At 65.5% G+C, this 12,316-nt stretch carries 11 protein-coding genes and 1 riboswitch; of the genes, 6 read left to right on the top strand and 5 right to left on the bottom strand.

From position 1 onward, the window contains the following. Positions 1-26: 26 nt before the first annotated feature. Positions 27-917 (bottom strand): Hsp33 family molecular chaperone HslO, encoded by an 891-nt coding sequence (gene hslO / locus ACCQ00_RS15075; protein ID WP_022558784.1) that lies wholly within the window; start codon positions 915-917, stop codon positions 27-29. Positions 918-991: 74 nt separating this feature from the next. On the opposite strand from hslO, the gene mtgA reads away from it, so the two are divergent. Genes mtgA through ACCQ00_RS15060 form a run of 3 tightly spaced genes read left to right on the top strand, consistent with a single transcriptional unit; the run spans position 992 to position 3,169 of the window. Further along, the gene (gene mtgA, locus ACCQ00_RS15070; RefSeq protein WP_039572290.1) at positions 992-1,738 is read left to right on the top strand and encodes a monofunctional biosynthetic peptidoglycan transglycosylase; all 747 of its coding nucleotides are present in this window, start codon (positions 992-994) and stop codon (positions 1,736-1,738) included. Beyond that, positions 1,735-2,781, top strand: coding sequence for a glycosyltransferase family 2 protein (locus tag ACCQ00_RS15065; RefSeq protein WP_039572287.1), 1,047 nt, complete (start codon positions 1,735-1,737; stop codon positions 2,779-2,781). The genes mtgA and ACCQ00_RS15065 overlap by 4 nt, the downstream gene beginning before the upstream one ends. After that, a complete protein-coding gene (locus tag ACCQ00_RS15060) occupies positions 2,741-3,169 on the top strand; it encodes a CBS domain-containing protein (RefSeq protein WP_039572284.1) in 429 nt (142 codons plus the stop codon). Before ACCQ00_RS15065 ends, ACCQ00_RS15060 begins: the two co-directional genes overlap by 41 nt. Positions 3,170-3,181: 12 nt before the next feature. On the opposite strand, the gene ACCQ00_RS15055 is transcribed toward ACCQ00_RS15060, so the two are convergent. The 4 genes from ACCQ00_RS15055 to ACCQ00_RS15040 form a co-directional block, all read right to left on the bottom strand. Beyond that, entirely contained in the window at positions 3,182-5,137 is a 1,956-nt protein-coding gene (locus tag ACCQ00_RS15055) for an AsmA family protein (protein ID WP_372353972.1), read from the bottom strand. Between the two features lie 58 nt (positions 5,138-5,195). Further along, a complete protein-coding gene (gene trhA / locus ACCQ00_RS15050; protein WP_003482378.1) occupies positions 5,196-5,840 on the bottom strand; it encodes a PAQR family membrane homeostasis protein TrhA in 645 nt (214 codons plus the stop codon). 75 nt (positions 5,841-5,915) lie between these two features. Continuing rightward, a complete protein-coding gene (locus ACCQ00_RS15045; RefSeq protein ID WP_039572277.1) occupies positions 5,916-7,520 on the bottom strand; it encodes a peptide chain release factor 3 in 1,605 nt (534 codons plus the stop codon). Between the two features lie 136 nt (positions 7,521-7,656). Next, a complete protein-coding gene (locus ACCQ00_RS15040) occupies positions 7,657-8,562 on the bottom strand; it encodes a M23 family metallopeptidase (protein WP_039572274.1) in 906 nt (301 codons plus the stop codon). Between the two features lie 127 nt (positions 8,563-8,689). Further along, positions 8,690-8,810, top strand: a riboswitch (SAM riboswitch). Positions 8,811-8,880: 70 nt separating this feature from the next. Between ACCQ00_RS15040 and metX the strand changes: the two genes are divergently transcribed. Genes metX through ACCQ00_RS15025 form a run of 3 tightly spaced genes read left to right on the top strand, consistent with a single transcriptional unit; the run spans position 8,881 to position 12,211 of the window. Continuing rightward, positions 8,881-9,912, top strand: a complete 1,032-nt coding sequence (gene metX / locus ACCQ00_RS15035) for a homoserine O-succinyltransferase MetX (RefSeq protein WP_039572271.1) — start codon at positions 8,881-8,883, stop codon at positions 9,910-9,912. Continuing rightward, positions 9,909-11,126, top strand: coding sequence for an O-succinylhomoserine (thiol)-lyase (locus ACCQ00_RS15030; RefSeq protein ID WP_039572269.1), 1,218 nt, complete (start codon positions 9,909-9,911; stop codon positions 11,124-11,126). The genes metX and ACCQ00_RS15030 overlap by 4 nt, the downstream gene beginning before the upstream one ends. Continuing rightward, complete coding sequence (locus ACCQ00_RS15025; RefSeq protein WP_372353971.1) at positions 11,123-12,211, top strand: homoserine dehydrogenase family protein; 1,089 nt, start codon at positions 11,123-11,125, stop codon at positions 12,209-12,211. Before ACCQ00_RS15030 ends, ACCQ00_RS15025 begins: the two co-directional genes overlap by 4 nt. Positions 12,212-12,316 lie beyond the last annotated feature (105 nt).

Genomic DNA, 12,316 nt, shown 5'->3' with positions numbered 1-12,316 from the left:
CCCCCAGAACACCACCGTCATCCTATCTATTGCAACCTTTCTGGCGCTTCCTGCGAGGGCTGCGCCGCGTTGAAAATTACGTCCAGCGCGGTCAACGGAAAGTGATACTCACGGCCGCAGAATTCGCAACGCACCTCGACTTCGCCCGTTGCCTCGGCGGCCGCGCGCGCCTCCTCCTCGCCTAGCGATTGCAGCATCGAGGCGACTCGCTCGCGCGAACAGGAGCAGCCGAAGCTGAGCGGCTTGCTGCCGAGCAACTGCGGCTCTTCCTCGTGGAACAGACGGTGCAGCAGGTCCTGGCCGGCAACCGAGAGCAGCTCCGGTGCGCCCAGAGTGTCGAACAGGGCGCCAATCCGGGTCCAGCCATCGGTGTCGCCCTCGTCGCCGGGGAGCTTCTGCAACAGCAGGCCGGCGGCCTGATCCGGGCCAGCGGCCAGCAGCAAGCGCGTCGGCAACTGTTCGGACTGCTGAAAATAGGTTTCGAAGGCTTCAGCCAGGTCCGGTGCCTGCATGCCGACCAGACTCTGGTAGCGCTGCGGCTCGCGCGGGTCCAGGCCGGGGTTCTCGATGGTGATCGCCAGCAGCGCGGCCTCGCCCAGTTCGCGCAGGTCGGTCGGCGCATCCGCGCCCTCGGCCAACTGCACGATGCCGCGCAAGGTGCCGGCGGCGGTGCATTCGGCAAACAGGGTGCGCAAGATGTCGTTGCCGCGCAGTTGCACCGACAGGCGCCCGTCGACCTTGGTGTGGCCGGTGAACAGTGCAGCGGCCACCGCAGCTTCGCCGAGCAGTTGGCGCGCGGCGGGCGGATACTCGGCGGCCCCCTGGATGTCGTGCCAGGCCTTGGTCAGGCGCACATGGACGCCGCGCACGCCAGCGGCTGGCAGCAGGAAACGGGAAAGCTGATCGTGATCGGTCATGGAAACATCGGGCGTAAGGGACGCTGGTTGCCGGATAATGCGGCAGGCATCGGGATTGAAGGTCGTATCGAACAATGGGGACGGATGCATGGGATGGCAAGCAGGCGGCGCCACCGCGGCGCGCGCGGCGGTGGGTGGGCTGGCTGATGGCGGCCCCGCTCCTGTTTGCAGCGGCGAGCGTGCTGCAGGTGCTGGTCTTGCGGGTGGTCGATCCGCCGATCAGCAGCATGATGGTGGGGCGTTACCTGGAAGCATGGGGCGAAGGCGACTGGCGTTTTTCGCTGCATCAGCAGTGGCGTGATTACGACAAGATCGCCGCAAGCCTGCCGATTTCGGTAGTGGCTGCCGAAGATCAGCAGTTTCCGATGCACCACGGGTTTGATTTGCAGGCGATCGAGAAGGCGCGTGATCACAATGCCCGCGGTGGACGCGTGCGCGGCGCCAGCACCATCAGTCAGCAGGTCGCCAAGAATGTGTTCCTGTGGCAGGGCCGCAGCTGGGTGCGCAAGGGCCTGGAAGCCTGGTACACGGTGTTGATCGAGCTGTTCTGGCCGAAGCAACGCATCCTGGAGATGTATCTCAACGTGGCCGAGTTCGGCGACGGGGTGTACGGCGCGCAAGCGGCTGCGCAGCAGTTCTGGAGCAAGGATGCGGCAGGCCTGTCGCCAAGTGAATCGGCACGCCTGGCAGCGGTGTTGCCATCGCCACGGCGCTATGACGCGCGTCGTCCGGGTGCATTCGTGCAGCGGCGTGCGACGTGGATCCAGCGGCAGACGCGCCAGTTGGGCGGCCCTGCCTATCTGCAGGCGCCATCGCGGTGAACATGATCGAGACTGCCCAACCGCCGTCCGCACCCGAACGCCTGACGGTACTCATCGCGGCCTTCAATGAAGAAACCAGCATCCCCCTGCTGCATCCGCGCCTGTGCGCGGTGTTGGCGCAATTGCCCGGCCTGCAGACGCACGTGCTGTATGTCGACGACGGCAGCACCGATGGCACCTGGGAGGTGTTGCACGCGCTGACCGAAACCGATGCGCAGGTGAGTGCGGTGCGGTTGTCGCGCAATTTCGGCAAGGAAGTGGCGATTTCTGCCGGACTGGACCACGTGCTGCCGGGTGCGGTGGTGTTGCTCGATGCCGATGGCCAGGATCCGCCGGAGTTGATCCCGGAATTCGTTGCGCTGTGGCGGGGTGGCTACGACAACATTTTCGGTACGCGGGTTATTCGCGAGGGCGAGAGTTGGCTCAAGCGTAGCGCTGCGCACGCGTTTTATCGGGTGATTCGGCGCTTGTCGCGCACCCCGATTCCTGCCGATACCGGCGATTTCCGCTTGTTGTCGCCACGCGTGGTGCAGGCCTTGCAGCAGCTGCGCGAGCGCCACCGTTTCATGAAGGGGCTCTTCGGCTGGGTCGGGTTTCGCCAGGTGGCACTGCCGTATCGGCGTGAGCCGCGGCTTTCCGGGCACAGCAAGTTCACGGTATGGCGGCTGTGGAATTTCGCAATCGATGGAATCACCAGTTTTTCCACGGTGCCGCTGCGTGCGGCCACGTATCTGGGCCTGCTGACTGCGGCGCTGGCGTTCCTGTTCGGCGCCTGGGTCGTCATCAAGGCCGCGCTGATGGGCGACCCAGTGGCTGGGTGGCCGACGCTGATGTCGGTGATCCTGTTTCTGGGGGGCGTTCAGCTGATTGCCCTGGGCCTGATTGGCGAATACCTGGGTCGCTTGTACGACGAGGCCAAGCAGCGCCCCCTGTATCTGGTTGATACCCGGCGCGGCGCGGTGGGAGTAGGCTGCGATCACCAGACCAAGCGCGGAGCGGGCCATGCAGACCGTACGACAGCTGTTGGGGACCAAGCAGGTTGAGGTATTTGCGGTTGCCGCCGATGCCGCGGTGATCGAGGCGATTCGCCTGATGGCCGAGAAGGCCATCGGCGCGGTCCTGGTGATGGACGGGTCGCGCTTGGTCGGCATCGTTTCCGAGCGCGATTACGCGCGCAAGGTGGTACTGCGCGATCGCTCCTCTTCCACGACCAGTGTCGCCGAGATCATGAGCGCGCAGGTCGTGACAGTGTCGCCATCGGACACGGTGGAGCGCTGCATGCAACTGATGACCGATCGACGCTTTCGCCATCTGCCGGTGGTCGAAAACGGCCGCGTGCAAGGCGTGATTTCGATCGGCGACCTGGTCAAGGCGGTGATCGAAGCGCAGCGGCAGGATATCGATCAGCTGCAGCGCTACATCGCCAGTTGACGCTGCGCTGCCTTACTGCGCGTACTTGCCGCCGCAATTGCTGTCCTTGCCCGGGCCTGGTTCGAAGGTCGCAAGCAGGGCGGCCGGCGGTGCGATGCTGCCGAGCGCAACCGCGATCGCGCCGCGCACGCCGAGCGCCTTGAAGTCGGGGCGGAAGCTTGGGTCCTTGAAGGTGCCGCCTATCCGCAGCGGCGAGCGCAGGCTGAGGATGCTGCGATCTTTCGGGCGCGGGCGCAGCAGCAGATCGAGCGTTTCGTTCTTGAGGCTGATGTTGCCTTCGCCGACGATGATGGTGTCGGTGCTATCGAAGGCCAGTGCCCGCGACTGCATCAGCCCATCCTGCACGCCGAAGTCGCCGAAAATGCAGCGCACGGGAATCTGCCGGTCCTTGGTGAGCAGGTATTTCAGCGATTCGGCGATGTCCAGGCCGGCCAGCTCCATGATCAGGTTGCCGACATGGCCGCGGCCCATGCCGACGCCGATGCTGCCATCGGCGCTGCCGAGCATTGCGGCGATGGAGTTGCCGCGGCCACGCAGATCCAGCTCGCCGCCGATCGCACCCGAGGCCTGCTTGGCGAGCGCGGCATCGGGGAACAGCTGATCCAGACGAATGCCGCGAATGCTGGCCTTCAGTTGGGTGGTGATGACTGCACTGCGCGCATCCATGCCGATGGTGGAGCGGATGTCGCCGCCGGCGACGCCGAAGTTCAATGGATCCAGCCGCAGCAGGCCGTCCTTCAACGTCAGCGAGGCGTCCATATCGTCCAGGGGCCACGACGGTGCATTGATGCGCTGTGCGCGCCAACGTACCTGCGCGTCCATTGCACGCAATTTGGATAGGTCGTACGGCGTGGTCGGCAGAACGCGCGCGCTGGCGGCGAGCTGCGCGGCCTGTTTCTTATGCTCGGCGTTTGCCGATTCGTTGGCTCCGGTTTTGGGCGGCGCGCCGACGAAGCCGGCCAGGTCGTCGAAATCCAGCCGTTTGGAAGCCAGGTCTGCGCGCAGGAACGGCCGCTTGTTGCGCAGGTCGATCTCTGCAGTACCGGAAAGATCGCTGTCGCCGGCAGTGCCGGCGAACTTTTCATAGCGCCAGACACCGCCATCACGGCGCAGGCGGCCGTCCAGCGTGTAAGGCGGCGTGGAGGGCATCGCGACACCGATCAGCGGGTACAGGTCTTCCATATCCTGGCCGCTCAGTGCCATCTGCAGGTCGAACACCCGGAACTGGAAAGGATTGGTCAAGGTGCCGCGCACATGCGTCCGCGTGGCGCCGGCGCTGCCGCGCAGATCGATGCGAAAGGGGTGTTCGCTTTGGCTCAATTCCAGCGGCGAAGCGGTATTGCCCTTGAGCGAGAATGGGTAGCCTTTCCAGCGACCCTTGCCGTCGATTCCGATCGGCGCAGCGCGCTGGTCGCTGCTGGGCGGTGCCAGGCTGTTGATCGCCACATCCACGTCAGAGCGGCTGGCATCGTCGATATATTGCAGCCGCCCGTCATTCACCAACAGGCGCCCCAAGCGCGGCATGCTGCCGTCGCCATCGCTCTGGTCGAAAACCCAGTTACCCGGATGACTGTCGTTGCCAGCTTCCAGCAACAGGGTGGGGTGCTCAAGCCGGATCTCCGGCAACCGCAGGCTGCCGCGCAGCAATGGCCAGAATTCGACATCGATCTCGGCCGCGTTCATTTCTGCCATGGCGCCGCGCTTGGACCACGCGGCATTGCCCAGGCTCAATCGCTCGCCGCGTACGGTGGTAATGCGGCCCAGATCGACATCCAGATGACCCAGATGAACTGCGCGCCCGGTCTTCGCACTGACCGCGCGTTCGACCGGCCCGCGCAACCAGTTCCAGTCGAACAGCAGGACGAAGATCGCCACGAGGACAGCAACGATGCCGAGCCACATCCACCAACGGCGACGTCGCGATAGGCGGGCGGGCGAATGAGCGGGCGAGGAGGGCACGTTGTTCACGTGCGCAATGGTTGGCAATGGCTCGTGCACGGCGCGCGAACGCGCTGTGGGTCACAGATCACATCACCTGCGCAATCACCGCAACGAAGTGGCAAGCGCTACCGGCGAGCACGAACAGATGCCAGATGGCGTGGAAGTAACGCTGGGTGTCGCGTTGATAGAAATACGTGCCCAAGGTGTAGAAGAGCCCGCCAGCCAACAGCCAGCACAGCGACCAGGTGTCGACAGAGCGCAGCAGCGGCTCGATGGCCACGATGATCAGCCAGCCCATCGCCAGATACAGCACCGTCGAGAGCAATCGAAAGCGACCGGTAAAGAACAGCTTGAAAATCACCCCGGCGGCGGCAATCGTCCAGATGGCGGCGAACAATCCCCAGCCCCACGGGCCGCGCAGATTGATCAACGTAAACGGTGTGTAGGTGCCGGCGATCAGCAGATAGATCGCGCAATGATCGAGCACCTGCAGGCGCGCCTTGGCGCCCGGATGCGGAATGGCATGGAACAGCGTGGAGGCGACGTAGAGCAATACCAGCGTGGCACTGAACACGATGGCGGTGGCCAGTTGCCAGCCATCGCCATAGATGGCGGCCAGCGTAATCAGCACCGAACCACCGGCCAGTGCGGCAATCGCACCCAGGCCGTGTGTGACGGCACTGGCGATTTCGTCGCGCAGGTCGGTCGAGGGGGAGGCGTCTGCGTTCATGCCAAAAAGGTACCGCAATTGCGAGCAATTCGCATCGCCAGCGGTACCGCACGCTTGCTCCAGGTCATGCGCAGGTCAATCGATCGCCCTGGCATGCGCATGTTCGCGGGTGGCCGAGAAGCGCACATCCGGCGCGCGTTCCTGTGCCAGCTGCAGATTCACGCGGGTCGGTGCCAGGTAAACCAGTTCGCCGGCCGCGTCGATGCCCAGGTTGCCGGCATTTTTCTCGCGAAATTCCTCCAGCTTCTTGGGATTGTCGCAGTGCACCCAGCGTGCGGTGGTGACGCTCACCGGCTCGAAGATCGCATCCACGCCGTATTCGTCCTTGAGCCGGTACGCGACCACGTCGAACTGCAGTACGCCGACCGCGCCCAGGATCAGGTCGTTGCTCATCAACGGGCGGAAGAATTGCGTGGCGCCTTCTTCGGACAGCTGCGCCAGACCCTTCTGCAATTGCTTGAGCTTGAGCGGATCGCGCAGGCGCGCGCGGCGGAACAGTTCCGGGGCGAAGTTGGGAATGCCGGTGAACGACAGCGATTCGCCCTCGGTGAAGGTATCGCCGATGGAAATGGTGCCGTGGTTATGGATGCCGATCACATCGCCCGGCCACGCTTCGGCGGCGATCTCGCGATCGGACGCCATGAAGGTCAGCGCGTTGGCCAATTTGACGTCCTTGCCGCTGCGCACATGCAGCGTCTTCATGCCGGCAGTGAACTTGCCAGAGCACACGCGCATGAAGGCCACGCGGTCGCGATGCTGCGGATCCATGTTGGCCTGGATCTTGAACACGAAGCCGCTCAGCTTGGCTTCGGTCGGCTCCACGCGGCGGCCGGTTGTCTCGCGCGTCTGCGGCGGCGGTGCGTGTTCGACGAAGAAATCCAGCAACGGCTGCACGCCGAAATTGTTGACGCCCGAACCGAAGAACACCGGTGTCTGCTGGCCGGCGCGGTACGCGTCAAGATCGAACGGGTTGCTTGCGCCTTGCACCAGCTCCAGCTCCTCGCGCAGCTCGGCCAGCATTTGCTCGCCGATCTTTTCGACCAGGCCGGGAGCCTCCAGCGAGGGGAAGATGGTGGAATCCTGACGGGTGAAATTGCGTCCCTGTTCGTACAGATGCACTTCGCCGGAGATCAGGTGCACCACGCCCTTGAGGCGCTGCCCCATGCCGATCGGCCAGGTGACCGGTGCACACTGGATGCCGAGCACGGTTTCCACTTCATCCAGCAGATCGATCGGGTTCCTGCCTTCGCGATCGAGCTTGTTGATGAAGGTCATGATGGGCGTGTCGCGCAGCCGGCAGACTTCCATCAGCTTGATGGTGCGTTCTTCCACGCCCTTGGCCACGTCGATGACCATCAGTGCCGAGTCCACCGCGGTGAGCACGCGATAGGTGTCCTCGCCGAAGTCGGCGTGGCCGGGCGTGTCCAGCAGGTTGACGATCTTGCCCTCGTACGGGAACTGCATCACCGAGGAGGTCACCGAGATGCCGCGCTCTTTTTCCAGGGCCATCCAGTCCGAGGTGGCATGGCGAGCGGCCTTGCGGCCCTTCACCGAGCCGGCCATCTGGATCGCCCCACCGAACAGCAACAGCTTTTCGGTCAGCGTGGTCTTGCCGGCGTCGGGGTGGGAAATGATGGCGAAGGTGCGGCGGCGCGCGGCTTCGTTGGAGACTTCGGACATGGGCGGGGCGCGCCCGGTTGGACGCCTGCGGAAACTGAGGAAGCCGACGATTATAGCGGCTTCGCTGCGGCACGCTTTTGCGGCAGGGGTGGGGCTCGGCGATCTGGGCGCCGGACCTCGGTCGGGCCGGCGGCGGTCAGGGCGCCGGCGAGGGAAACTGCAGCTCGCCCTGCGGGCCGAGCATGCGGAACGGTAGCGAGAGCAACTGCATGTCGGCATTGCGCTGGATTGCAAAGTGCAGGTGCGGCGCGGTGCTGAAGCCGGTATTGCCTGAGGCGCCAAGCCGCTCGCCGGTGCGCACCGCCTGGCCAGGTCGCACGGCCACGCCGTCGGGCGCCAAGTGGGCGTACAGGGCCATGCTGCCGTCGGCATGCAGGACGCGCACCAGGTTGCCGCCGCCAGCGGCAGGGTTGGTCGGGGCGCTGTCGAGGACATCGCGCTGCACTTCCATGACCACGCCCTCGCGCGCTGCCAGCACCGGCGTGCCCTGCGGCATGGCGAAGTCCACCGCATACCAGTTGGGCGGATCGGCGTGGCTGAATTGCCCGCCAAAGCCCTGCGCCACCTGCACCGGCACGTTGTGGAATGGCAATTGATAGCGCACTGGCTGCGGGGTGGCGCTTGGATCGCCCGGCACCACCTCGAGCGTGAGCCCGAAACCGCCCAGGGTGCGCTGGTTGCTGGCCGGATACAGCCGGGTGACAAGGCGGCGCTCGTGTGCGGCCAACTCGAGCGTCAGCGGTAATTGCGGCACGGCGCGGTAATCCTCGCTAGGCGGTGCGCTCAGGCGCAGTTGCGCAGGCCCGGCCAGCGGATTGGCGACCCAGGCCAGATACACCGGCGCCTGCCATTCCAGCTGCAGCGAGGCGCCAGTGCCTGTGACCGCAGTCGCGGGTTGTGCGTTGCGTGCCTGGGGCGAGTGCTGCGCAGCGCCTGGCCAATGCCAAGGCGGTTGTGCGCATGCCGCGGGTGCCCAGGCCGGCAGCAAGACGCATGCCGCGATCAAGGCGGGCAGGGCAGTGCGAGACACGTGATAGGGCACGCCATCGACTCGAGCAAGGGGGCGCAAGTATGCGGCCCAGCGTCGAGAGGAGTGGTATCGGATGAAAATATATCTTTCCATCCGCATGAAAAGATTGACATCGTAAAATTCCGGTGGCATCTTAGCCTCACCATCGAGACCGGCGGAGGGACAGGCCCTTTGATGCCGGGGCAGCCAGCGGAACGCGCAAGCGTCCGCGTTTGGTGCCAAATCCTGCGGGGACCTCCGCGTCCGCCGAAAGATGGTTCGAATCGTGCCTTGCGCACGTCGAACGCGAGCTCCGCGAAGCTCGATGGCCGATCCACCCTGGATACCGCCATGAGCCTCGTGAATACAGCATCGCCGTCTACCAACGATTTCGTCGAAACCCCCGCCAGCAGCGACGACGGCTTCACTGCCGTGCGCGGCGAACTCGTCATCGCCCTGCCGATGCGCCATGCCGGCATGCGCGAGCTGCGGCTGCGCTATGAGCTGATCGGCGCGGCCACTGCGCCGGTGGTGTTCGTGGCCGGTGGCATCTCCGCACACCGCCATCTGGCCGCCAGCAACATGTTCCCCGAAAAGGGCTGGGTGGATGGGCTGGTCGGCAGTGGCCGCGCGCTGGATCCTGCCGCGCGCCGCCTGCTGGCATTCGATTTTCTCGGTGCCGACGGCAACCTGGACGCGCCCATCGATACCGCCGACCAGGCCGATGCGATTGCCGCCTTGCTGGACGCGCTGGGCATCGGGCGCTTGCACGGCTTTGTCGGCTATTCCTACGGTGCGCTGGTGGGCTTGCAATTCGCAATTAGCCACGCGGCCCGTGTTGGCACCCTGGTCGCGGTGAGCGGCGCGCACCGCGCGCACCCATACGCCGCGGCCTGGCGTGCCCTGCAACGCCGCGCGGTGGCGCTGGGCCAGCTGCAGTGCGCAGAGCAGCATGGCCTGGCGTTGGCGCGGCAGTTCGCCATGCTCAGCTACCGCACGCCGGAAGAATTCAGCGAGCGCTTCGATGCGCCGCCGGAAGTGATCAATGGCCGCGTGCGGGTGGCGGCCGAGGACTATCTGGACGCCGCCGGGGCGCAGTACGTGGCGCGCACGCCGGTAAATGCGTATCTGCGCCTGTCCGAATCCATCGACCTGCATCGCATCGACCCCGCGCATGTGCGCGTGCCTACCGTCGTGGTGGCGGTGGAGGGCGACCGCCTGGTGCCGCTGGCCGACATGGTCAGCCTGGTCGAAGGCCTTGGCCCGCGCGGCAGCCTGCGCGTGTTGCGCTCGCCGTACGGGCACGACGCCTTCCTGAAAGAAATCGATCGCATCGACGCCATCCTCACTACCGCCCTTCGCAGCACCGGAGAAACCGCATGAGCTTTCGTGACCCCACCGACGCCCCCTGTACTGCCGCCACCGCCGCCGTGCGTGCCGGTATCGATCGCGACACCGCCTACGGCGCAGTGACCCCGCCGATCGTGCTGTCGTCGAACTTTTCTTTCGATGGTTTCGGCAACAAGCGCCAGTACGACTACACCCGCAGCGGTAATCCGACCCGCGACCTGTTGGGCGAAGCACTGGCCGAACTGGAAGGCGGCGCGGGCGGGGTGATCACCTCCACCGGCATGGGCGCGATCAATCTGGTGCTCAACGCGGTGCTGCAACCCGGCGATACGCTGGTGGTGCCGCACGATGCGTACGGCGGCAGCTGGCGCCTGTTCAATGCGTTGGCCAAGAAGGGCCACTTCGCGCTGATCACCGCTGATCTGACCGATCCGCGTTCGCTGGCCGATGCCTTGGCGCAGTCGCCCAAGCTGGTGTTGATCGAAACCCCGTCCAACCCGCTGCTGCGCATCACCGATCTGCGCTTCGTCATCGAAGCGGCAAAGAAGGTCGGTGCATTGACCGTGGTGGACAACACCTTCCTGTCGCCGGCGCTGCAGAAGCCGCTGGATTTCGGCGCCGATCTGGTGCTGCATTCCACCACCAAGTACATCAACGGCCATAGCGATGTGGTGGGCGGTGCAGTGGTAGCGCGTGATGCCCAGCTGCATCAGCAATTGGTGTGGTGGGCCAATGCATTGGGCCTGACCGGCTCGCCATTCGATGCCTTCCTCACTTTGCGCGGTCTGCGCACGCTGGATGCGCGGCTGCGCGTGCATCAGGAAAACGCCGACGCCATCGCCGCGCTGCTGGACGGGCATGCGGCGGTGAATCGGGTGTATTTCCCGGGGCTAGCGGCGCATCCGGGCCATGCACTGGCCGCGCGCCAGCAGAAGGGCTTCGGGGCGATGATGAGTTTCGAACTGGAAGGCGGCGAAGCGGCCGTGCGTGCGTTCGTCGATGGCTTGCGTTACTTCACCCTGGCCGAGTCGTTGGGCGGTGTGGAAAGCCTGATCGCGCATCCGGCCTCGATGACGCACGCGGCAATGACCGCCGAAGCGCGTGCGGCAGCCGGCATTTCCGATGGCTTGCTGCGCTTGTCGATCGGGATCGAATCGGCCGACGATCTGCTGATCGATCTGCGTGCCGGTCTGGCCCGTGCCGAAGCGACCCTGACCACCACCAGCCGCAAACAGGTCGACGCGTGAGCAATGTCCTGCCCGTTTCGCGCCGTGCGCAGGTCGCTGCAGTGACGCCTACGCCGCGGCTGGCGTTGCTGGGGACCGGCACCGTGGGGCGCGCTTTCGTGACGCGCTACACCGCGCTGCAGCAACGCCAACTGCGCTTGCCGCGCTTCGATTGGCTGGCCAATTCGCGTGTTGCGCAGGATTGTGGCGTCAGCGCCGAGCAGGCCCTGCAGCACGCCAATGCGGTGCCGCGCGGGCAGGCGGTTTTGCAGCCGTGGGCAGAAACCACCGCACTGCGTGCCGGCGATGTACTGGTGGATGCCACTGCCAGCGATATCGTGGCCGATTGGCATGCCGAATGGTTGCAGCGCGGTGTGCATGTGGTCACCGCCAACAAACTGGGCCAGGGCACCGCGTTGTCGCGTGCGCAGGCGCTGCATGCGGCTCGTCATGCCAGCGGCGCGTCTTATGGCGACAGCGCCACTGTGGGCGCCGGGCTACCGGTGCTGAGCAGCGTGCGTGCGCTGGTGGCCGGCGGCGACCAGATTCATTCGATCGAAGGCGTGTTGTCCGGATCGTTGGCCTGGCTGTTTCATCGCTACGACGGCAGCGGCGCGTTTTCCGCCTGCGTGCGCGAGGCAGTGGCGGCTGGCTATACCGAGCCGGATCCACGCATCGATCTGTCCGGCGAGGATGTGCGGCGCAAGCTGCTGATCCTGGCGCGTGCCGCCGGATGGCAGCTGGAGGCCGAGCAGGTACATGTGGAATCGCTGGTGCCAGCAGGCATTGCGCGGTTGCCGCTTGACGCCTTGGATGCGCAGCTTGGCGCGCTGGATGCGGTGATTGTGGCGCGCTGGCAACAGGCGCGTGCTGCAGGGCGTTGCCTGCGCTTTGTCGGTCGCGTGGACGCGCATGGAGCGAGCGTGGGTTTGCGCGAACTGGCGCTCGATCACCCGTTGGCGGGCGGTGCCGGGACCGATAACCGGGTGGCGATCAGCAGTGACCGCTATCGCGCGCAGCCGCTGTTGATCCAGGGACCGGGTGCAGGCGCCGAGGTGACCGCGGCCGCGTTGCTGGATGACGTGCTGCGGATTGTGGCCGGCTGATGACGGCGCAGTGGCGCCACCTTCACGGTTGCGACACGGGCTAGCGATTGACAGGCTGCAGTGCGTGCAGTGAAGTCGATGCCGGCGCATGGCCGGCATCGTGAT

It is taken from the genome of Xanthomonas sp. NCPPB 3761 (assembly GCF_041475705.2).
Classification (GTDB): domain Bacteria; phylum Pseudomonadota; class Gammaproteobacteria; order Xanthomonadales; family Xanthomonadaceae; genus Xanthomonas; species Xanthomonas phaseoli.
Note: the sequence above shows the minus strand (reverse complement) of the source record. Positions and strands in the feature narration are given on the sequence as shown.